Origin of the sequence: Microcoleus sp. POL10_C6 (genome assembly GCF_036701585.1) — a bacterium.
In the GTDB taxonomy this organism is placed as follows: domain Bacteria; phylum Cyanobacteriota; class Cyanobacteriia; order Cyanobacteriales; family Microcoleaceae; genus Microcoleus.
In genome coordinates this window covers 44,313-65,921 of the sequence record NZ_JAUBRB010000031.1, presented here as the reverse complement: position 1 = coordinate 65,921, position 21,609 = coordinate 44,313, and the positions used below count along the sequence as shown (strand labels likewise).

The 21,609-nt window shown below is 45.5% G+C and carries 15 protein-coding genes; 10 read left to right on the top strand and 5 right to left on the bottom strand.

Annotated elements, in window-relative coordinates:
* Positions 1–253: 253 nt before the first annotated feature.
* Positions 254–1,135: a Cof-type HAD-IIB family hydrolase gene (locus QUA34_RS18115; protein WP_333388820.1), complete on the top strand. Its 882-nt coding sequence runs from the start codon at positions 254–256 to the stop codon at positions 1,133–1,135.
* 559 nt (positions 1,136–1,694) lie between these two features.
* Here the strand turns inward: QUA34_RS18115 and QUA34_RS18110 are convergent.
* From QUA34_RS18110 to QUA34_RS18095, 4 genes are all read right to left on the bottom strand, one after another.
* Positions 1,695–2,585 (bottom strand): alpha/beta fold hydrolase, encoded by an 891-nt coding sequence (locus QUA34_RS18110; RefSeq protein ID WP_333077557.1) that lies wholly within the window; start codon positions 2,583–2,585, stop codon positions 1,695–1,697.
* Positions 2,586–2,778: 193 nt separating this feature from the next.
* Entirely contained in the window at positions 2,779–4,806 is a 2,028-nt protein-coding gene (locus QUA34_RS18105; RefSeq protein ID WP_333388818.1) for an adenylate/guanylate cyclase domain-containing protein, read from the bottom strand.
* Positions 4,772–9,490: a response regulator gene (locus tag QUA34_RS18100; RefSeq protein ID WP_333388816.1), complete on the bottom strand. Its 4,719-nt coding sequence runs from the start codon at positions 9,488–9,490 to the stop codon at positions 4,772–4,774. Before QUA34_RS18100 ends, QUA34_RS18105 begins: the two co-directional genes overlap by 35 nt.
* Before the next feature lie 658 nt (positions 9,491–10,148).
* Positions 10,149–10,658 (bottom strand): hypothetical protein, encoded by a 510-nt coding sequence (locus QUA34_RS18095; RefSeq protein ID WP_333388814.1) that lies wholly within the window; start codon positions 10,656–10,658, stop codon positions 10,149–10,151.
* Between the two features lie 77 nt (positions 10,659–10,735).
* On the opposite strand from QUA34_RS18095, the gene QUA34_RS18090 reads away from it, so the two are divergent.
* The 9 genes from QUA34_RS18090 to QUA34_RS18050 all read left to right on the top strand — a co-directional run bounded on the left by QUA34_RS18090 (position 10,736) and on the right by QUA34_RS18050 (position 21,011).
* Positions 10,736–11,653 (top strand): histone deacetylase, encoded by a 918-nt coding sequence (locus QUA34_RS18090; protein ID WP_333388812.1) that lies wholly within the window; start codon positions 10,736–10,738, stop codon positions 11,651–11,653.
* A gap of 246 nt (positions 11,654–11,899) precedes the next feature.
* On the top strand, positions 11,900–13,180 hold the full coding sequence (locus tag QUA34_RS18085) for a glycosyltransferase (protein ID WP_333388810.1): 1,281 nt from the start codon (positions 11,900–11,902) through the stop codon (positions 13,178–13,180).
* 214 nt (positions 13,181–13,394) lie between these two features.
* A complete protein-coding gene (locus tag QUA34_RS18080) occupies positions 13,395–14,405 on the top strand; it encodes a glycosyltransferase family 2 protein (RefSeq protein ID WP_333388808.1) in 1,011 nt (336 codons plus the stop codon).
* A 195-nt stretch (positions 14,406–14,600) separates the two neighbouring features.
* On the top strand, positions 14,601–15,182 hold the full coding sequence (locus tag QUA34_RS18075; RefSeq protein WP_333209838.1) for a serine acetyltransferase: 582 nt from the start codon (positions 14,601–14,603) through the stop codon (positions 15,180–15,182).
* A gap of 137 nt (positions 15,183–15,319) precedes the next feature.
* The gene (locus QUA34_RS18070; RefSeq protein ID WP_333209840.1) at positions 15,320–15,841 is read left to right on the top strand and encodes a serine acetyltransferase; all 522 of its coding nucleotides are present in this window, start codon (positions 15,320–15,322) and stop codon (positions 15,839–15,841) included.
* Positions 15,842–15,933: 92 nt separating this feature from the next.
* Positions 15,934–16,947: a glycosyltransferase gene (locus QUA34_RS18065; protein ID WP_333388805.1), complete on the top strand. Its 1,014-nt coding sequence runs from the start codon at positions 15,934–15,936 to the stop codon at positions 16,945–16,947.
* A 46-nt stretch (positions 16,948–16,993) separates the two neighbouring features.
* Positions 16,994–18,289 carry a glycosyltransferase family 4 protein gene (locus QUA34_RS18060; RefSeq protein WP_333388803.1) on the top strand — a complete coding sequence of 432 codons (1,296 nt, stop codon included), beginning with the start codon at positions 16,994–16,996 and terminating at the stop codon, positions 18,287–18,289.
* Between the two features lie 46 nt (positions 18,290–18,335).
* Complete coding sequence (gene epsE / locus QUA34_RS18055) at positions 18,336–19,580, top strand: exopolysaccharide biosynthesis GT4 family glycosyltransferase EpsE (protein ID WP_333388801.1); 1,245 nt, start codon at positions 18,336–18,338, stop codon at positions 19,578–19,580.
* A 180-nt stretch (positions 19,581–19,760) separates the two neighbouring features.
* The gene (locus QUA34_RS18050) at positions 19,761–21,011 is read left to right on the top strand and encodes a glycosyltransferase family 4 protein (RefSeq protein ID WP_333388799.1); all 1,251 of its coding nucleotides are present in this window, start codon (positions 19,761–19,763) and stop codon (positions 21,009–21,011) included.
* A gap of 170 nt (positions 21,012–21,181) precedes the next feature.
* Here QUA34_RS18050 and QUA34_RS18045 read toward each other — a convergent pair whose 3' ends face one another.
* Positions 21,182–21,535, bottom strand: coding sequence for a DUF1257 domain-containing protein (locus QUA34_RS18045; RefSeq protein WP_006635781.1), 354 nt, complete (start codon positions 21,533–21,535; stop codon positions 21,182–21,184).
* Positions 21,536–21,609: the final 74 nt, after the last annotated feature.

Sequence of the window (21,609 nt, the reverse complement as noted above, 5' to 3'; positions counted from 1 at the left end):
TTTTGCCACAAGTATTATTAAGTAAGTGAAAATACACATTGCCGGTCGAGTGCGGTTTTTACGGCAGTAAACTGGCTACTATTATATAGCTTAGCTAAATCCCTCCCTAAAGAGTCGTCCTAGATACTTTTTTTGTCGCTTATTTAGTTATCTATATTTTAGTCTTCAAAAAATCAGAAGTCGCACTTTGCTATCCCGCCAGTGGCAAAATAAACGGGTGCGTGCAAATCAACAGCTAAAATCTAAAAAAATCATGCAGAATATAACTGCCTCAAATCCAGCTAATGCGACCGATCGCGCTTTTGGCACCGCAGACATTCAATTGCTGGTAGTGGATATAGACGGCACGATCGCAGGTTTGTCAAATACCATCCGAGAACCAGTCAAGCAAGCAATTTTGGCTGCCGAGTCGCGGGGAGTGAAAGTGGCCGTCGCTACGGGCAGGATGTACCGCTCAGCTTTGCGTTTTCACCGCGACATCGGCTCAACATTGCCACTGATTTGCTACCAGGGCGCATGGATTCAAGATCACGCTACTCAAAAACGGCTGCGGCACTTGCCGCTGTCGAAACAAACTGCTCTGCAACTGTTAGATTATTTTGAAGAACCGCATTTGCGACCGCTGCTTTCGATCCATTTCTACATTGACGACCAACTTTACGTGCCGGAAATTACCGCAGCTACCCGAATTTATGCCGAACGATCGGGCATTGAACCAATGGTAATTAAAGATTTGCGGCGAGATCTTCCGGGGGAACCGACGAAAGTTTTGGCATTGTGCGAGAATCCGGGGGTACTCGACGGCTTGCTCAGCAGTATGCGCCTGCGCTACACGCCTGCGGAGCTTTATTTGACTCGATCCGTTGCTACTTTTTTTGAAGCTACGCATCCTGTGGCGAATAAGGGAGATGCGGTGCAGTATTTAGCGGAGGAACTTTTGGGTTTGCAGGCGGCGAATGTGATGGCAATCGGCGACAATTTTAATGATGTGGAAATGATTGCCTATGCGGGTGTGGGCGTGGCGATGGGCAATGCTCCTGATGGCGTGAAGGCTGCTGCTGATTGGGTGGCGCCGGATGTGGAGGAAGATGGGGTGGTGGCTGCGATCGAACAATTTGTTTTGAGCGATCGTTGATATTTGTAGCACCAATACCGCAGGGGCGGGTTTGCCAACATCTGGAAAAAATGTATATCAACCCGCCCCGACCCAGCGACAATTTATTATTATATAACTCTCTAGTTTTGAGTTCTATGGAATCAAATTTTGATGCTTAATAACAATCCACACTTTCGGATTTTTCGATATCAAGTGGAGTCAATTACTTTTTTTGCAACATCAGAATATTTATTTAACGAACCGCGAAGAGGCTAAGAACGAGAAGGAAGAATGGAAGAAAGCGGGGCGGGCTTACGGATCTTCTGGATGTGAATTATAGATAATTTCAAACTCTTAAAAATGGGTTTCAACAGAAAAAGCACCGACGACTGGCCGTGTTTCGTCTCGGTGCTTCTTCTGGTTCGCTCCTCACACGTCCATCAATATAGCTGACTCAGTAAATTGTGTCAATACTTTTTCCAAAAATTGTTTTTTGAGTCGGCTGCTGCTGGGGTGTCGGTGCGGTGGATGGAGGCAAAAGTTTTGCACTGCAAGGGTTTGACTCGATCGCCCAAGGGTTGCCTTGATCCGAAAAATTTTACTTCAATTCCAGCAGCCAGTCCAAAATCAGAGCGTTGACTTCACTCGGCCGCTCGTCGTGGGGACAGTGGCCTGTGTTGGGAATGGAAACAAATTTCACTGGTTTATCGTTGGCGGCCAATTGTTGATAAATCTGGCTGCCAGCGATGGGCGTCCAGGGGTCGTCTGCGCCCCAAAGTACCAATAACGGACGATCGACTTTGGGCAGCAATTCTGAGGGTTGAGGGCCTGGAGGGGCTGTGAGAATCGAGGCAAACACCTGTTGAGCTCCGGGCTCGCAGGAGGGGGCGTGGAGGAGTTCTACGAGTTCGTCGGTGATGGCTTCGCGGTTCCCGTAGACTTGGCGCAGGGTGTTGCGGATGCGGTGTTTTTGGCGGATGTTGTTGAAGACAAAGGGGCCGATTAGGGGCGATCGAACTAATTTAGTAAAAGTCCCCATCACTACTCGCAGCGGGAAATTCAGTTCGTCGGGCCGGTGGTTGAGCCCGCCGGCACAGTTGATTAAGACTGCACCTGCTGATATTTCTGGATGGTTGGCGACTACCATCAAACTCAGCAAAGCGCCGATCGAATTCCCGACAAATACCGCCGGTTCCTGTACCAGATCCGCCCAGAAATCAGTCAGCAATTCTTCCCACAATTCCAGAGTGTAATCTAGGGCTGGTTTGGCGGAAGCACCAAATCCCAGCAAGTCCAGCGCAAATACGCGATAGCCGCCGGCCGCTAGTGGGGGGATATTTTGCCGCCAATGTCCGATCGAAGCCCCAAATCCGTGAATCAAGATCAGAGGGCGGCCGGTTCCTTGGACGGTATATTGGATTTTGTGACCTTTCCAAGTCCAAATTAGCTTTTCAAAACTCGTTGCAGATACTAATTGTTGTGCAGTCACGGCTATTATGTAAAGTTTCGTTAACTACTTTCATCATAGCAGAAGTCAGTAGTCAGTAGTCAGTAGTCAGTAGTCAGTAGTCAGTATTCATGAATTATTGGTTATTGGTTATTGGTTATTTGTTATTTGTTATTTGTTGTAATACCCCATGCCCAATTCCCCATGCCCAATTCCCCATGCCCAATTCCCCTTTTTACTTTTTTTGTAGCAACCAATAAGTCATCATATCCCCCTTACCTTTTACCGGAATCACGCCTCGCCTCTCAAACAAATACTTATCTTTCAAAAGCTCATAAGTAACATCAGTAACTTGAATGCTGCCTGCAAAACCCGTAGCTTCCATCCTCGCCGCTACATTCACCGTATCTCCCCACAAATCATAAGTGAACTTGCTCACACCAATCACTCCCGCAACAACTGGCCCGGAATTGATGCCAACGCGAATTGCCAGTTTTTCCCCTGTGTCGGCGGACAATTTTGCTATTTTTGCCTGCATTCCCAGGGCCATTTGGGCGATCGCCTCGGCGTGGTCCTGTCTCGGTGTAGGCAATCCCCCGACTACCATGTAAGCATCGCCAATAGTCTTAATTTTCTCCACACCGTACTTTTCAGCTAACTGGTCGAAGTGCGAAAAAATTACATTCAATCGCTTTACCAACTCGGTGGGAGACATTCTCGCCGACAACTCAGTAAAGCCAACAATATCAGCAAATAAAACACTTACTTGGGCAAAACTGTCGGCGATCGTGCTTTGCTCTGCCTTCAAGCGTTCTGCGATTGGTTTGGGTAAAATATTTAACAGCAACTTCTCGCTTTGTTCTTGTTGAACTTTTAGCGCTTCTTGCGCTAATTTGCGCTCTGTAATGTCAGAAACAGTACCCTCATAGTAGATCAGCTCACCTTTTGAATCTCGAACAGCCCGAACATTTTCTGACACCCAAATCCGGCGCCCGTCTTTGCGACATACCATAGATTCAAATCCCGAAACGGCATTTTCAGTATCCATAGCAGCCACAAATTCGAGGCGGCGTTCTGGGTCAACGTAAAGTTGCTGAGCAATATTTTTAATCTCGGACATCAGTTCTTCTGGGGATTCGTAACCGTATAATTTTGCCAAAGCTGGATTAGCGCTGAGATAGCCTCCTGAAGGCGTGCTTTGAAAAATGCCTTCCATCGCATTTTCTACAATGCTGTGATATTTTTCTTGGGCAATACGCAGCAATTCTTCTGCTTGTTTGCGCTGAATCAAAGAACCTAATTGAGTGCCGACTGCATTAAAAACGTCTATAAATCGCGCGTCTTTCCCACCAGACGAATTTTTAAAGAAAACTAGCACTGCCAATACTTCATCGCCTACCAAAATCGGCACGCCAAAACCCGCTTTGAATCCGAGTTCTAGTGCTATTTGACTTCGGAGAAAATGCGGGTAGCCCTTGGAAATATCTTCTACCCATTCCGGTTGCTTGGATGCCCAAACTCGTCCCGGCAGCCCTATATTTCGGGCAAATGTCAGTTGTTGGCTTTGGGTACGGAACAATTCCATGCTGGGGTTGCTGGCATACCAGCCCCGGGCAGATTGCAGCACAGTTCCTTCTGCATCGGGAATCCAAGCTTCTCCTACATCCCATCCGATTGTTTCGCCAACTTGGTGCAGAATTACTTCTAAAGCTGAGTGAAAGTCTACAGCTTCGCCGATCGCCCGCGTCGTTTCCAGCAAAAACCGGATTGATTCTTCAGCCCGCTGCCGTTCTGCGATTTCTTCCTGCAATCTAGAATTGCGATCGTGCAGTTCCCTAGCTTGCTGTTGCAGTTTGGATTGCAGCAAACGAAGGGAAAGTTGGTTTTGGACGCGGGCTATAACTTCTTCTACTTGAAACGGTTTAGTAATGTAATCCACTCCTCCTACTTGAAAAGCTTTAACTTTTTCCAGCACGTCATCTAGCGCACTAATAAAAATTACCGGAATATCTTGAGTTTTTTCGCTTAACTTTAACTGCTCACAAACTTCATACCCGTTCATTTGTGGCATATTAATATCTAGTAAAATTAGATCGGGAGGAGATATTTGTGCCCCTTGCAAAGCCAAGTGTCCGTTAATAGCCTTCCTGACATGATACCCGTAAGATGTCAGCATAGTGGATAAAAGTCGCAAATTATCCGGCATATCGTCAACGATCAGAATGTCTTTAGGAGTCGCTGGTAATGGATGGTCGTTCATCATAATATAATTGAGTTAAATCGATAATGATATCTATCCGAAAATTATCGACTAAATCTGTTAAAGCGTTAGCGAGATTTGCCTCAGTTTCGGGAATTTGCTCGATGAGTTCGAGGATGCGGTTGTCATCAACACAAAGTGCTGCTCGGTGCAACTCGACCACCCAGTCTGTGGGCATTACACTCAAATCCTCGGTGGTCAAACTTTTAAGCAGCGTCGGTGTTGAAAAAGAAGTAGATAGGTTCTCTTTTTCATAAATATAACGCAGGTTGAGGTGATGCGCTATCTTTTCAAAGAGTACCTCTTCCCGAAACGGTTTACATATCAAATCGTTACAACCAGCAGACAAAATTATTTGCCGCTGCTCGTCAAAAGCACTGGCCGTCAAGGCAATAATTATTGTTTCTCTACCTTCTAGAGTTTTCTTAATCTGTCTTGTCGCTTCATACCCATCCATCACGGGCATCAGCATATCCATTAATATCAAGTGCGGCTTCCAAGTTGAATGCAAAGCAATTGCTTCTTGACCGTTAGTTGCTTCCCGGACTTCAAACCCCAGGGGTATCAGGAGCTTAAGCAGCAGTTGGCGATTTTCTGCTACATCTTCAACTATTAATATCCGATAAGTGTCTTGTCCGGCTTCTAAAGCAATAACTTGTTTAATCGGGGATTTTTCTTGTTCATCACTTTGTGTTACTAAGTTAACCCAGATATTAAAGCTAAAAATTGTGCCTTGACCGAGTTGACTTTCAACAGCAATATCACCTCCCATAATTCGGACAAACTGTTGGCTAATCGGCAACCCCAGACCCGTTCCCTGCATGGATTTTCGACCAGTTTCAGTTTGTACAAATGGCTTAAATAATGTGGCAAGTTCCAAGGGAGAAATGCCGGGACCCGTGTCGGCAATTTCAAAATACAATTGGGATTTTTTTTCTTCTGTGGCGTCTTTGTCAGATTGGCTGCTGACGCGCAAAGTCACGGTTCCCTGCTGAGTAAATTTAATCGCATTGCCGAGTAGGTTAATTAAAACTTGCCGCAATTTAGCTTCGTCTGTTTGAATGTACTGTGGCAAATCATCGGCATTTTCAAAGATTAGGTGCAAACCTTTTGAGTTGGCTTTTAGTTGCAGCATTTCTTTGAGACTATTAAGAAGGTTGTAGAGATTGAAGCGGCTGGGATTGATGGTAATTTGACCTGCTTCTATTTTGGACATGGACAAAACATCATTGATGAGTTCCAGCAAATGTTCGCCGCTGCGGTTAATAATTTCTATGTATTCTTTTTGTTCTTCCGTGATAGAACTGTTGCGGGCCATGACTTGGGAAAAACCCAGAATGGCGTTGAGAGGTGTGCGGAGTTCGTGGCTCATGGAAGCTAGAAATTGGCTTTTGGCGCGGTTGGCAACTTCGGCGTTTTCTTTGGATTTAATCAGTTCCATGGACTGCCTTTGAGTGCGGGCGAGCAATTCCGCTTGCTGTAATGCTACTCCTAGCTGAGTACCTACATCAACTACAACGTTGATTTCAGCTTCGCTCCACTGCCGGGGAGCTGAATTTTGATAGGATGCTAGTAATCCCCAGAGCGTTTTTCCGCAGAAAATTGGCACAATAATGTAAGATTTAGCTTGAAATTTTTCTAGCAAATTGATGTAACAAATATCGAATCCTTGCTTGTAAATGTCTGGGACACAAAGGTAAGTTGTACCTCGGCTGTAGGGCCCGCCTTGGGTTTCTTGCAAATAGGTATCGCGTACTTCTTGTGAGGGGCTATCTAATCCTTTGACGACGCAACGGTCGCTGTCTAAAGCGCCTTCAGTAAGGTGAGAATCGAGTTCCTGTGCTTGGATGAAAGAAACCCACTTCTGGTCACGGGATTCGGCTACAAATTCGCCACTCCAGTCTGGATTGAAACGGTAAATGGCGACTCGATCGCACTTCAGGGTTTGGCGCAATTCTCGGGTTGTGGCGTGAAAAATTTCTCGGATATCTAAAGTTTGCCGCATTCTTTCAATGATGCGGGCGATCGCTCTTTGTCGTAAAGCACTTTCTTGCAGTTCGGTTTCTGCTTGCTTGCGTTCGGTAATATCTACAGCCATTAAAGCAATGCCGATCGCTGTACCGTTATCGTCAATTAGCTGAGTATTATACCACTCGCAGATGATAATTCTGCCGTCTTTAGTCAGATTTTCGGTAGTGCCGCTGGATTTGGCATTCAAGTCATGATTGAAAATCTCAGATAATTGCGGGTGGTAGCTTTCAGGTACGATCAAATCGGCGGCGACTCGACCAATCGCTTCTTGCTCACTGTAGCCAAAAATAGCCACGGCTGCGGGATTCCAAGTGATAATTTCTAAATAGAGGTTTAACTCAATAATTGCGATCGGCGTTTGCTGCAATAAAAACGAGATTCTTTGCTGCGATGCTAGCAGTTTCTCTTCGGCTAATTTGCGGTCTGTGATGTCATTAGCAGTGCCGAGAATTTGTTTGGGTTTACTACCATCTGCTGTTCTGAGAAATACAGTATCCCAACTGTGCAGCCACCGCCATTCACCGTTTTTGTGTTTCATGCGGTATTGACATTCAATGACATCACCGTCTTTGGCTTGATCTACTTTGTGGAGGTTTTCAAAAAACTTTGGCAAATCCTCGGAGTGGAGCAGCGTCGGCATCATTGCTGTACCCATATCTTGTATTTCTTGGGCGGTGTACCCAAGTATCGTCGAAATTTGTCGGTTGGTATAAACATTCCGCTGTTCAATTAAATCGTAAACGTACAATAGGTTCGGGTTGGAATCGGCGATCGCTTGAATGAAGTGCTGGCTCTCTCTGAGTGCGGATTCTGTTTGTTTGCGAACGCTAATATCTCGCGCCACGATAATCACTGAATCTGCAGTCAGCGGAGAAACTTTAGCGTCGAGGCAAACGTCGCGCTCTCCGACTTTAAAGCTATATTCAACATTAATGCTTTGCTTAGTTTTTAGAGCTTGTTGGATGGCATTTAATACTAAATCTGCTACAGGTTTAGGCAAGACTTCATGAGCGGTTGTGTTAATCATTTCGCTGGGAGGTTTCACCAAATTTGTTGATGCTGTCGGGGCAATTTTGATGCAGCGCCCTTCTGCATTTCTCACTAAAACTGTGTCAGTCATGGCGGCAAAAATCGCCCGCAATTCTGTTTCCGATTCTTGCAGAGCTTGCTCGGCGCGGACACGGGTGCGAATTTCTGCTTGCAGCACTTTATTTTGCCGATCGAGCTGCTGAATTCGGTTTTTTTCTCGTTCGATCAGTTTAGTTTGAGCGATAGCGAGCCCTACTTGAGCCGCCACAGCTTCTAATAAGTCGATTTCCTCGGAAGTCCATTCCCGGTAGCGATCGCACTGGTGCAAACAGATAGCACCGTTTGCCCTGCCTTGGTAAGAAGTGCGAATTGCCAGCATCGATTTTAACCCAACCTTCTGGCAAATCGGTTGAGCAGCTTGCAACAGAGGGTCTGAATAAACATTGTTGGAGGCGATCGCCACATCTTGTATCATCATTTGTATGACGTGAGGATTGCCCCAAATTGGAACAGGTACGTTCCGAATAGATTCACACTCCGGTTCAAGATACTCGGCCGCCAGAGGAATATCGACTTGGGGGGTAGTAACGTAAGTATGAATCAAACAGCGATTGGCGCAGAATGCCAGACCGATTTGAGTGGCAGCTATTTGAAATATTTGTTCTGGCTGCAAGCTTGAGCGAATTTCTTTAGTTATTTTTGCGATCAGCAATTCTCGCTGAACTTGCCGTTCTAAAGCAGCTTTAGCTCCAGCCATTTCTATTTCTGCGTGCTTGCGATCGGTGATATCAAAAAGTACGCCATACCAAACAATATCGCCATTATCACGCATTTCTGGCCGAGAATTAGATTGCAGCCATTTGAGTTTACCCGACGGTGTAACAATCCGCCATTCACAGGCAAAAGGTTCTAAACTTTGGGCGCTAGTAGCAATTTGTTTCACCAGATATTCTTGGTCATCTGGATGATTTTGATCGAAGCAAAAGTCGGGATTTTTTAAAATTTCTTCACTCTCTAATTCGTAAATCTCTCGACAAGCATAACTAATATATTCAAACTTAAAACTTCCATCTGGCTTCTTTATGAATTGATAAAGAACTCCCGGTATATTGACCGCCAATTTCTGCAAACGCGCTTTGCTTTCCCGGAGTGATTGTTCTGTTCGCTTGCGGAATTCTACCTCTTTTTGCAGTTGGGCATTCTGCTGTTTTAATTGTTTTGATAGCTGTTGTATAGTCAGTTGACTTTCGATCCGCACTAAAACTTCTTCCACTTGAAAAGGCTTAGTAATGTAGTCAACACCGCCGACTTCAAAAGCTTTAACTTTGTGAAAAGTTTCCTCAAACACACTCAAAAAAATAACCGGAATTTCCCTCATCTTTTCGTTGGTTTTAAGTCGAGCACATACTTCATATCCGTTCATTTTTGGCATAGCAATATCTAGCAAAATCAAGTCGGGGAGAACGGTTAAATTAGCATTGACCGCCATTTCTCCCGAAATCGCCCGCTGAACTTTATACCCTTCTTTCGTCAATATGTTTGATATAAAGCGCAGGTTTTGGGGCTGATCATCAATAATTAAAATGTGAATACTTTCTTTGTCAAATATCATTTTTTGTCTGGTCATGGTAATTTTTTTAGTGCTAGCAGCAGATTGATGATTTAATAAATTTTGCGATTCCTTCCGATCCTAATTATTTATTAAACCTTTTCAAACTCAGCAAATAGAAGATTAACTTTAGATAGTAGCCATCAACTAACGCACCTTCTATTTTTTAAACTTATTGGTTGCTTGTCTTAAGTTTGCTACTCAAACTAACCGTACTTAACCACATTTTATTGTCCCCAAAAATCGCCTTATTTGCTGTCCAAATTAAGTCTGCCGAAAAACCATCATCGCTTAGGCACTCCAGAGCAAAGCAACCGGATTGTTTAACTTTGTTCAATGGCTGCGACAAAGTATTTTCGTATAACCCGGTTGATGCGCTCAGGACAGTTTTTTGCTTGACTTTAGGATTAAAACTCCCAGGAGGATAACGCAAGTTTCTGGACATTCTGCTGCCACATTCAAAGGGTTTTAGCCGAGATACACACCTGGACATACCACGAGGCGAAGAAACCGTTTTTTTTACTCTTGTCGCTGCAACAAAGTATGGCTGTGAAAAACCTCGGTTTTGACCCACCCGCCCATCAGTCTTAAGATATTTATAGGTAACTAAGAGTATAGATGCGATCCATCCAGTGGCACCCACAGCCTACCAGATAAACTATTTTATCTGTCTTTTCTATGCCAGCAATTCCTTAAGTTTAGCAATATTTTCATTGCTTAAGTAAATTTTAATTTCTAGTTCTTGGTCAGATTCCCACAGCAGCAGCATATTATCTTCGCCCAAGGCGATTTCGGGATTGTTTAATTCAAGTGTTTGATATTTAACTTCGGGAATTCCTACGCGAATTACCAGTTCCGCTTCCAACTGAGGATAGATGTACAATTGCTGTTGCAAGTTGTCAAGTTCTAATTTGTCAACAGTGTTGTTACGTTGGACAGGAGAATCGGGTATGTACCAATAGAGAGTTTCCTCCCGAATTTCAGGATTGACTATCACAAATGTTTCGTCAAAACGCTGGGGGTGCCAGTGAATTTCGCTCAGACCGCCGATTTGCGGAATCAGTCGCTGTACCCAGCTAATTTCTTTGCCGTTCAGGTTTGCCCACCACTGACTAATATTATTGAGATTGTCAGCATTTTCGGGGTCGGTGCTGCCGGACTGCCAGACTGTTTTTAGTTGTTGCATATACAAGTTCTCCAGCGAATTTAAATTTGAGATTGCAGGCGTTCAATTGGAGATTCATTCGTTATACAATAATTTTAATGGACTTACCAATTATTTACCACGAAGATTACGTTGCACCTCTGCCACCGGCTCACCGCTTCCCGATGGCAAAGTTTCGGATGCTTTACGAGATGCTGCTCGCGGACGGGGTAGCAGATAAATCGCAATTTCACGCTCCCGAACTTCCCCCTCAAGAATGGATTGAATTAGTCCACGACCACTCCTATGTTCAAGCTTACTGCAACGGGACGCTCGATAACAAAGCGACTCGGCGAATTGGTCTGCCTTGGAGTCGGGCTCTTGCTAATCGCACTTGCACTGCGGTTGCAGGAACTGTACTAACTGCCAAGCTCGCTTTAGACTACGGTTTGGCTTGCAATACTGCGGGCGGAACTCATCACGCCTTCCCTGGTTTTGGGTCGGGTTTTTGTATTTTTAATGATTTGGCGATCGCCTCTCGCGTCTTACAAAAAAATGGTTTAGTTCGCAAAGTTTTAATTGTCGATTTAGATGTCCACCAAGGAGACGGAACCGCCGTAATTTTCCAAGATGACAGTAGCGTTTTTACTTTCTCGATGCACTGCGAAGTCAATTTTCCCGGCACCAAACAAAAAGGCGATTTAGATGTACCTTTGCCTGTAGGTATGGAGGACGACGAATATTTACAAACCTTGGATAAATTCCTACCAGATTTGCTGTCAAATGTCAAGCCAGATTTAGTTTTGTACGATGCTGGAGTAGACCCTCATCACGGTGACAAACTGGGAAAATTAGCTTTAACTGATACGGGCTTATTTCGCCGGGAAATGCAAGTTTTGATGGCGTGTTTGGCTGGTGGCTATCCCGTTGCCTGCGTGATTGGCGGGGGCTATTGCGATGACGCTAAGGGGTTAGTTTATCGGCATTCGTTGCTGCACCGAGCTGCCAGTCAAGCCTATAGGCAGTATCGACTTTGATCCAGAGCGGCGAGATTTAAAATTGACTTCAGTATTTTTTGGCGATATGATTGCGTGTTGAGGGTGTCAATTAATACTAAAAACTGGCTAAGCTGTTGTGCATTTAATTTGTATGTTGAGGGCGGGCTTTCGCGCCCAACCCTACTCCCCAAAAGAGGAAAAATTTATTTAACTATGCAATTTAAATGCGAATTAGCTTAAAGTGGTATTAAAATAGATATATCGCATTTAATCGTAGTGTATTTTATGGACTCCAACTCGTTAAATATCACAGAAGATGGGGCTAAAGAACCGACTTTGATGCCCATAGACAAGCGCTACCTGCTAGTCCTCAACATCCCATTTTTCTACGACTCCAAAGGCAGCAGGTATCTCGATTTAATGTGGGCTAAAGACCTAACCCAACACTTCAAGTATTTGAAAAACTTCACGCTAGCATGTCCGTGCGTGCGAGAAACCCCCCCTGAAGATACAATAGAGGTGGATTCGGAAACATCATTTGCTGATGCTAAATTTATTGACCTTCCCTCCCCAAATAGCTGGGCCCAAGCAATATTGCTGCTGCCGGCAACGGTTGCCCAGCTTTGGGGCGCGATCGCATCTTCAGATCTCGTACATAGTGGCGTAGCAGGCTGGCCGATTCCGATGGCATGGTTAGTGACGCCAATAGTCCTGATACAGCGGAAACCATACGTGCTCATAGTCGAGTCCGCACCGTGGCGGCTGCTGCCGGGCACCCCTGCCAGCATTAAAGCCAAAATTCAAGCTTACATATACGAAACATTTAATCGCTGGTGCATCAACAGCGCCGACTTGACAATCTTTACACAGGCAGAATATCAGCAAAGTTTATTAAAAAAACGACACCAACAAAGTCAGATAATTCATGCTTCGTGGATAGATGAAGAAAATATTATTTCGGAAGCAGAGGCGACTAAAATATGGCACGAAAAACTGTCAGCCTCGCCCAAACAACTAAAAATTCTATTTGCGGGCAGATTGGTTCCAGAGAAAGGCCTGTTAGTTCTCCTAGAAGCAATGAAAATATTGGAGGAGGAAAACATTCCCGTCAAGCTGGACATACTAGGTGAAGGCGAACTGTTAAGCAACTGCCAAGCAGCCAGCAAGGCAATGCAAAAATCGGTACAGATAGAAATTTTGGGAACTATTCCTTACGGCAGAGAATTCTTCGGGCGGCTGCAACAATATCATGCTGTTGTGGTTCCCAGTACCTCAGACGAACAGCCCAGAATAGTATACGATGCTTATTCCCAGGCCGTATCGGTACTGGCAAACAACACCGCCGGACTCCGCGACTGTATCGAAAACGGCATCACAGGCTTGATCGGTAATTGCAATGACCCAGTTGATTTAGCAAACTTGCTCAAACAGTCGGGAGAAAACTTGAACCTACTTCAAAATATGGGCATGGCAGGTCTGAAATATGCTCGCCGCCTGACTCACGAAGAAATGCACCGGCAGCGGTGGCAGCTTTTGTCAATTATGTTGGAGCAATCAAAAAAGTAAGTAGGTAGGCGCAAATAAACCGGGCTGTGTAACCGAATGTAAAGCTGCCAGAACCTTTGGGATTGCTTCGTTTCACGGAGTGACCCTCGCTTTTGACTACTTGTGTATTTTCCCACTCATCTACTTAGGCGATACCTGCACTCCGGGCGATCGCTCCAGCTTGCCAGATGGGTACAACTTGAGCTAAAAAGTTGTTAAACCAACAACGGTACTTATGTCGAAGGCCAGCGAGTCCAATCACCCCTATCCACTGCTGGTTGTCATTGTTAACTACCGAACCTCTAGTTTGACAATAGACTGCTTGCGCTCTCTAGTTAGCGAAGTTCAATCGCTGCCCGGTATGCGAGTTGTAGTTGGCGACAATGCTTCAGGCGATCGCTCCGTCGAAGAAATTAGTAGTGCGATCGCCTCAGAAGGCTGGAATGAATGGGCATCCTTCGTTCCCCTAAACCGCAACGGCGGATTTGCCTTCGGCAACAACGCCCTGATCCGTCCCGCCCTCCAATCCACCAATCCTCCCCCTTACTTCCTGCTGCTCAACCCAGACACCATAGTTCGCCCCGGTGCCTTAAAAGCCCTCGTCGATTTCATGGACTCCCACCCCGAAGCCGGCATCGCCGGCAGCCGCTTGGAAGACCCCGACGGCACGCCCCAGGAGTCAGCTTTTAGGTTTCACAACCTCTTTACCGAACTCGATTTTGGTTGGCGGACAGGCTTTATATCCAAGTTATTAGCCAACTGGGCCGCAGCGCCTCCCATTTCTCAAAAAACCTGTCAAACTGATTGGGTAGCTGGAGCCAGCATGATCGTCCGTCGCGAAGTATTTGAAAAGATTGGCTTGATGGATGAAGCTTATTTCATGTACTGCGAAGAAATGGACTTTTGTCTGCAAGCGAACAAAGCTGGCTGGAGTTGCTGGTACGTACCCGAAAGTCGTGTTGTCCACTTAGTCGGCCAAAGCTCAGGCGTCACTGACACCAAAAAGCCCGCCAAGCGGCTGCCCACCTATTGGTTTGATTCCCGGCGTAGGTACTTTATCAAAAACTACGGCTTGGTTTACACAGCATTAACTGATATATCCTGGGCTTCCGGTTTTGCCGCGTGGAGGGTTCGCCGCGTACTTCAAGGCAAACCCGATGGCGATCCACCACAATTGTTGAGGGATTTTGTATTAAATAGTGTATTTTTTAAGGGGGGTAAGATTGAAAAATCCAAAAACTTTTAAAGGGAGTTGGTAAATCGGTAAAAGCCAACTAAACCAGGTTAACCTAGGCAAGCAAAATATTTTATGGTGCAGCCGAGAAATTAGTATTCTCGATCGATAAAACCGGATTGCTCCTTCCTCAAAAACCTGACAGACCCATTAATATCGTCGGCATCTAGCAATAGAGTAAACAAGAAATAGCGTGAATTAGAGCTTATGGTAACTGAGCAAAACTTAATCACCAGTGAAAATCAAGTAGAAAGCCCCGGCTTGGGACTGTGGCAGCAAATTAAAGAAGACTGGATTGCTCATGGTCGAGATTGGACAAAACCGGGATTTCGCGCCGTAGCAGTGCAGCGTTTTGGCGTCTGGAGAATGCAGGTAGAACCGAAATTACTGCGAGCTCCTTTGAGCATTATTTATCGAGCACTCTACCGAAAAGTCCGCAATAGTTACGGGATAGACTTGCCTTACACTGTGAAGCTCGGTCGTCGCGTGGTGATTGAACATCAAAACGCTATTATTATTCACGGATATTGTACGATCGGCGACGACTGCATTATCCGCCAAGGTGTAACCTTGGGAAACCGCTATTTGGACAAACCGCTAGAATCCCCTCAATTGGGCGATCGGGTTAACGTCGGCGCTGGTGCAAAAATCCTCGGCAAGGTCAACCTAGGAGACGACGTAAATATCGGTGCCAATGCTGTAGTTTTATCAGATATTCCCGCAGGTCAAACTGCCGTTGGTATCCCTGCCAAAATTATCAAATCCCGGCCTGCTGAAAACAACGCTTAAATCATTTTCTTCCTTATGGCTTCTGCTATAACTCTGCGGAGATTCAATAAATCTCCCTAGTCAAGTTAGAGATTAATCTTAAGATAAACCCCACAAATAGGCACAATTGTCTACATCATCAAAAAATTGCACAAACAATGGTTGAGTCAATCACTAAGTCAATCATTTCTGCTACAGAACCAGACTGGAGCCGCGAAAAACTTAGCAAGTGGTGGGAACCCAGTCGCCAACTGCTCAAATCTATCCGCAACTATCAAAAGTGGCAGCAGCAGGGTGGAATTGGAGGATATATTTTATGCCGTTGGAACGTGATCCAGCATCGATTTTGGAGCGTTGTCACTGCAACAGACATCCCTTTGAACTGCCAAATACAAGGAGGACTGCTGCTGACTCATCCTAATGGCGTTGTCATTCATCCCAGTGCTTCCATTGGCCCTAACTGTCTGATTCTTCAGCAGGTGACAATTGTTGCTGATGTCAAAATCGGCGGTCATGTCGATATTGGTGCAGGAGCTAAAATTATTCGCTCCGTAACGATCGGCGATCATGCTTTGATTGGTGCCAATGCTGTGGTGATTTGTGACGTGCCACCCGGTGCAACCGCAGTGGGAATACCGGCAAAAATAATCGAAAAAAAACCCAGGAAGTCTGACAAATAATTTCTAAAAGTCGCAGAAAAATTATGAAATTAGCTGGACTTTTATTAAAATATAAAAGGAACTGCTCAGTAGTCGCATTCAAAAGGTAAAACTTGAAAAAAATTGGATTAGTGGCGATCGGACGAAATGAAGGGCAGCGCCTCCGCCAGTGCCTAGTCTCAGCCACAGACAAAGTTGCCCGCGTCGTCTACGTCGATTCCGGCTCAACAGACGGTAGCCTAGAGTTAGCCCGATCGCTCGGAGCCGATACAGTAGAACTAGACTTATCTATACCGTTTACCGCAGCCCGCGCCAGAAATGAAGGCTTTGCCCGCTTGCTGGAAATAGCACCAGAAATCGAATTTGTCCAATTTGTGGACGGTGACTGCGAAGTAGTTGATGGATGGATCGATCGAGCCTACAGCGAACTCGCCGCCAAACCCGACTTAGCAGCAGTATGCGGGCGGAGGCGCGAACGATACCCCAAAGCAAGCATCTACAACCAATTGTGCGACATCGAGTGGGATACCCCCATCGGCGAAACCAAAGCCTGCGGTGGCGACTCCATGATGCGCGCCACCGCATTTCAGCAAGTCGAAGGTTTCAATCCCGCACTCATAGCCGGCGAAGAACCCGAACTGTGCTTGCGGCTGCGCCAAAAAGATTGGAAAATCCTTCGCTTAGACGCAGAAATGACCCTGCACGACGCGCAAATGACCAGTTTTGTTCAGTGGTGGAAGCGCGCCCAAAGAGCCGGTTACGCCTACGCCGAGGGCTCCTGGATGCACGGAAGCGAACCAGAGCGCCATTGGGTCAAAGAAACCCGCAGCACCTGGTTTTGGGGCTTAGTCTTGCCAGCCCTAGCCTTGGCAATGATATTGCCGACAAAAGGCTGGAGCTTGTTACTATTGAGTGGCTACCCCTTAGCAACCTATCGCACCTATAACTATTATCTAAAGCATCGGGCTCTCACCACTAAAGACTCAGCCATCTACGCTTTGTCTTGCGTATTAGCCAAATTTCCCCAGCTACAAGGTCAAATCCAGTTTCACCAGCGCCGATTGCTGGGGCAGCAGAGCAAGTTGATCGAATACAAAACAACCAACTCTATTCATTCAGCTAGCTAGAATTACAGCTAACGTCCCAGAAAGTCCACCCCTGAGTAGCAAACAAATGAGCGATCAACAATTAAAAGTTTTACTAATTGTAGAGCAGTGCAATCCTGACTGGGCATCAGTACCTTTGGTGGGGTACAATTTTTTCCAAAAAATCAATAATTTAGCTGATGTAACCCTTGTCACCCATATTAGAAATAAACCAGCTCTCGAAAAACACCCAGAATACGAAAAAGTTGTCTACCTTGAAGAAGGAAAGTTAACAAAACAATATTATAAAATAGTCGAAAAACTCACCGCAAACGGGCGAGTCAATTGGCCTCTTTATAATACCTTGAGCTACCCAATTTATGAAGAATTTAATCAGCAAGTATATGAAAAATTCAAAGGAAAAATCCTCAACGGAGATTATGACATAGTTCATGCAATTACCCCGATGATGCCGCGGTATCCGTTTAAGGTAGTCAGTGTTTGCCAGCAGACTCCTTTTATTCTAGGCCCTGTGAATGGGGGCATTCCCTTTCCACCAGGTTTTCAAGAAACGGCAAAACAAGAATTTGCTCAATTCAACTTTTTGAGAGCAGTTGGTCGAGCATTAATTCCAGGTTATGTAGAAACTTACAAAAAAGCCGACAAAATTTTAGCAGGTTCAACATATACTTTAAATATGCTAAAAGACTTGTTTGCAATACCTGACCAAAAAATTGATTTGTTTTACGAAAATGGCATTTCGGAGGATTTTTTAAACCAGACAAGTATCCCAATTAAAGATGTTAGCCATATCAATCTGCTTTTTGTGGGTCGATTAGTGCCTTACAAATGTGCCGATATTGTCATTGAGTCTATGGGGAAATTAGAGCAGGGAATTAAAAGTAAAATCCGCTTAACTATAGTAGGAGACGGGCCAGAAAAAAATAACTTGGAAAACCGAGTAAAGGAGCTTAATCTAGGGGAAATAGTTAGTTTTGCCGGATGGGTAAATCAACAAGAAACTCTGGATTATTACAGGAAAGCAGATATTTTTTGCTTCCCTTCAATCCGAGAGTTCGGGGGCGCAGTGGTAATGGAAGCTATGGCTTGCGGACTCCCCTGCATAGTTGCCAATAACGGCGGTATTGGTGAATACGTGAATGAAGAAACTGGTTTTAAGATCGAGCCGATTTCTAGAGAGTATCTAACACAGGAGTTGACAAGTAAAATTAAGCTGTTAGTCGAAGATGATCGGCTGCGGGAAAGTATGTCAGCTAAGGCGATCGAAAAAGCCAGAGAATTTGCCTGGGAGAACAAGGGCATAAAAATCGTCGAAATTTACGAAAAAATGCTCGGTGAGAAAGGTGTTCGTGCATCGGCATAGCAGCAGATAAATATCCTTGAATTAAAACTTAGAAAGTAGGTAAGAAATGAAGGCAAAAATCGGATACTTTATTCCCCAATTTCCCGGACAAACACACATCTTTTTGTGGCGGGAGCGACAATTTCTTGCAGAACTTGGAATTGAAACAGATTTAGTATCAACTCAACCGCCACCCAGAGCGATCGCTTCTCACGTATGGGCAGAAGAAGCTCAAAAAAATACTGTTTATCTATTTCCCTTTGCTGCGAAAGATTTTATTAACTCATTGCTAGAGGTTCTCAAAGCAGGTCCCGCTGCATGGTGGCAGTGCCTAGCAGTTATTGCCAAAGCGAGAGATACATCGTTATTTGAAAAAGTTAAACTCTTAGCACTGGTTTTGGTTGCTGGGAAACTAGCAGGGTTAACAAAAACAAAAGGTTGGTCTCACATCCACGTTCATTCCTGTGCCAATTCCGCCAATATAGCCTTATTTAACTCAATTCTTACAGGCTGTACTTACAGTATCACTCTTCACGGGCCTACTCTAGAAGTGTACGGGTCAAATCAGGAACAAAAGTGGAAAAATGCTGCTTTTGCGATCGTCATATCTCAACTGCTTCTCAATGATGTCAAAAATAAATTAGCGAACTTTCTTCCCAAACAATTAGCTGTTGCTCCCATGGGAGTTAATATTACAGAAATTAAACGCAGCAGCCCTTACAAGCCTTGGCAAGAAGGAAGTCCGTGCAAGATTTTTGCTTGCGGCCGCCTCAACCCGGTGAAAGGTCATAAATACTTGATTGAGACTGTAGAATTGCTGCGAAATCGGGGATTTGACGTGAGGCTGCAAATTGCAGGCGAGGATGAACAAGGGGGCAGCGGATATCACCAAGAGCTACAAAAAATCATTGAAGATAAATCGATGTCCGAATGCGTGGAGCTACTTGGGGCTGTTTCGGAACAGCGAATTCGCCAAGGTCTAGAAGCAGCTCACATTTTCGCTTTGGCAAGTTTGAATGAAGGAGTTCCGGTTGCTGTGATGGAAGCAATGGCTATGGAGGTGCCGTCGGTTGTTACTAATGTAGGCGGAACTTCTGAGCTAGTAGATGACGGCGTGGATGCTGTATTAGTCCAATCAGAAAAACCCGAAGAAATGGCCGATGCGATCGTCAATATACTGCAAAATCCCGAACTTGCTTTGAGCCTCAGTCAGGAATCCCGGAAAAAAATCATGGCGAAATTTAGCCACGGCCGCAGTGCAGAAACTTTAGCTCAGTGCTTGGAAAAACTTGGAATAACTAACCCGTCTTAGTTATTCCAAAGAAGAAATTTAATCTCAGAGTAAGTAAGTCGGCGCGAAAAAACGCCCCTATGTAAACAAGGGCAAAAAGGCTCTCTACGGGCTGACTTAAACCTGTTTACATAGAGTTACATTATGCGGTTTAATCCCGTCTACCTACTTACATAAATCCAGTTGAGTCCCAAACAAGTTATGCGAATTGTAATTGTTGCTCAGAACGCCTCAACTAAATTCGGTGGCGAGTCATTGCTGCCGGTCAACTATTTCCGGATACTTCGATCGCGCCAAATAGAGACATGGTTAGTGGCGCACGCCCGCACCCAGGAAGAACTCACAGGGCTGTTTCCAGAAGACTGCGATCGAATGCACTTTGTACCCGACACTTGGCTGCACCGACTGCTTCACAATTGCGGGCGATTTATCCCTGAAAGAGTGAATGAGTTTACTTTTGGGCTGCTCTCTCACCTGTACACCCAAGTCCTACAGCGTCGTATTGTCCGGCGGCTGGTGAGCAAACACGAGATTGATATTGTACACGAACCGACACCAGTCTCGGCAACAGTTCCTTCGTTGATGTTCGGATTAGGAGTTCCGGTAGTTATCGGGCCGATGAACACGTCGGTTAAATTTCCTCTGGCTTTTCGATCTCGCCAAAGTCCTATCATTGATATTTTAATCGAGATCGGTTACCAGTGCGTCGATTTCTTCAATCGTCTTTTTCCGGGTAAAATCAAAGCCGAGACGCTGTTAGTGGCAAACGATCGGACGAAGCAGGCACTTGCATCTGGAGTGCAGGGTAAAGTTATTGAACTTGTGGAAAACGGCGTGGATTTCTCTGTGTGGCGATCGGACTCTAGCTTATCAAGAGCAGCGACTGGGCAGGTTCATTTTATATTTTTAGGCAGGCTGATCGGCTGGAAAGCTGTAGATTTGCTGCTGGAAGCCTTCGCACCCGTCGTCGCTCAAACTGATGCAGTCTTGGAAATCATCGGTGATGGGCACATCCGAGGGGAACTCGAAGCTCAAACAGCTCGTTTAGGCATCGACAGCAACGTTGTATTTAGTCGCTGGCTGTCTCAGGAGGAGTGCGCTCTCAAAATGCAACAAGCTGATGCAATGGTTTTCCCCAGTTTGCGGGAATGCGGCGGGGCTGTGGTGATGGAGGCAATGGCCGTGGGCTTGCCAGTCATAGCAACGAACTGGGGCGGCCCGGCAGATTATCTGAATTCCACTTGCGGTATTTTAGTAGAACCCGCTTCCAGAGAAGGCTTTATCAAAGGACTGACAGATGCGATGCTTAAGCTCGCTCATGCACCAGAATTGCGGCAGAGTATGGGTTGTGCGGGACGGGAACGAGTCCGGCAGCATTTTGATTGGGAACGAAAAGTCGATCGAATACTTGAAATTTATCAACAAACGATCGACGATTGCCCCAAGCATTAGGTAGCCGACCATTAAAGCATAAAGCAGCAGCTTTCAACCTGAAAGCTGCTGCTTGGGGGTGCTAAAAAAGTATGTGGCGGCCTAAAGACCCCCCTCTACATCCTAGCGATCTAAAAACGGGTTAACCCGTTTGTTTGGTTAACCCGCGAGCTTGGAAATTTGCAGATCAATTAGTTTTGCACTACCAGCTTAACGTTGGCATTTTGCAAACCGCGCTGCTTGACTGCTGCCAAGGTCTTGTTAACTGCGTACTTCTGGTTGATGGAGTTGATTAACTCAGTTTGATTGTGCTTTTTGGCGACGCCCCAGAGGTCGGCAATCAGGTCAAAAGAACCATCGCTATTGCGAGACCAACCTAGGTCATATTCGCCTTCGAGAATCGCCACGATGTCGGAGCGAACGCGCTGACCGTTATAGCCACGAACATCAGCTTCTGACTTGACTGAAATGCCCAAGTCGCGCAGGGAAGCTTTCAGGATTTCGGCATCGGTGATTTTGGTACGCAGTGTGCTAAAGTGAGACATTGGATTTCCTCCTAATACAACTGAGAGAGAAACAACAACGGTCTGGATTTAACGGTGCCGCTGGGCGGCTCTTG

What these genes read in the sequence shown, in the direction of transcription:
- QUA34_RS18115 (WP_333388820.1), top strand. Translation starts at nt 254, where the DNA reads ATGCAGAATATAACTGCCTCAAATCCAGCTAATGCGACCGATCGCGCT.
- QUA34_RS18105 (WP_333388818.1), bottom strand. Translation starts at nt 4,806, where the DNA reads ATGATGAACGACCATCCATTACCAGCGACTCCTAAAGACATTCTGATC.
- QUA34_RS18100 (WP_333388816.1), bottom strand. Translation starts at nt 9,490, where the DNA reads ATGACCAGACAAAAAATGATATTTGACAAAGAAAGTATTCACATTTTA.
- QUA34_RS18095 (WP_333388814.1), bottom strand. Translation starts at nt 10,658, where the DNA reads ATGCAACAACTAAAAACAGTCTGGCAGTCCGGCAGCACCGACCCCGAA.
- QUA34_RS18090 (WP_333388812.1), top strand. Translation starts at nt 10,736, where the DNA reads ATGGACTTACCAATTATTTACCACGAAGATTACGTTGCACCTCTGCCA.
- QUA34_RS18085 (WP_333388810.1), top strand. Translation starts at nt 11,900, where the DNA reads ATGGACTCCAACTCGTTAAATATCACAGAAGATGGGGCTAAAGAACCG.
- QUA34_RS18080 (WP_333388808.1), top strand. Translation starts at nt 13,395, where the DNA reads ATGTCGAAGGCCAGCGAGTCCAATCACCCCTATCCACTGCTGGTTGTC.
- QUA34_RS18075 (WP_333209838.1), top strand. Translation starts at nt 14,601, where the DNA reads ATGGTAACTGAGCAAAACTTAATCACCAGTGAAAATCAAGTAGAAAGC.
- QUA34_RS18070 (WP_333209840.1), top strand. Translation starts at nt 15,320, where the DNA reads ATGGTTGAGTCAATCACTAAGTCAATCATTTCTGCTACAGAACCAGAC.
- QUA34_RS18060 (WP_333388803.1), top strand. Translation starts at nt 16,994, where the DNA reads ATGAGCGATCAACAATTAAAAGTTTTACTAATTGTAGAGCAGTGCAAT.
- epsE (WP_333388801.1), top strand. Translation starts at nt 18,336, where the DNA reads ATGAAGGCAAAAATCGGATACTTTATTCCCCAATTTCCCGGACAAACA.
- QUA34_RS18050 (WP_333388799.1), top strand. Translation starts at nt 19,761, where the DNA reads ATGCGAATTGTAATTGTTGCTCAGAACGCCTCAACTAAATTCGGTGGC.
- QUA34_RS18045 (WP_006635781.1), bottom strand. Translation starts at nt 21,535, where the DNA reads ATGTCTCACTTTAGCACACTGCGTACCAAAATCACCGATGCCGAAATC.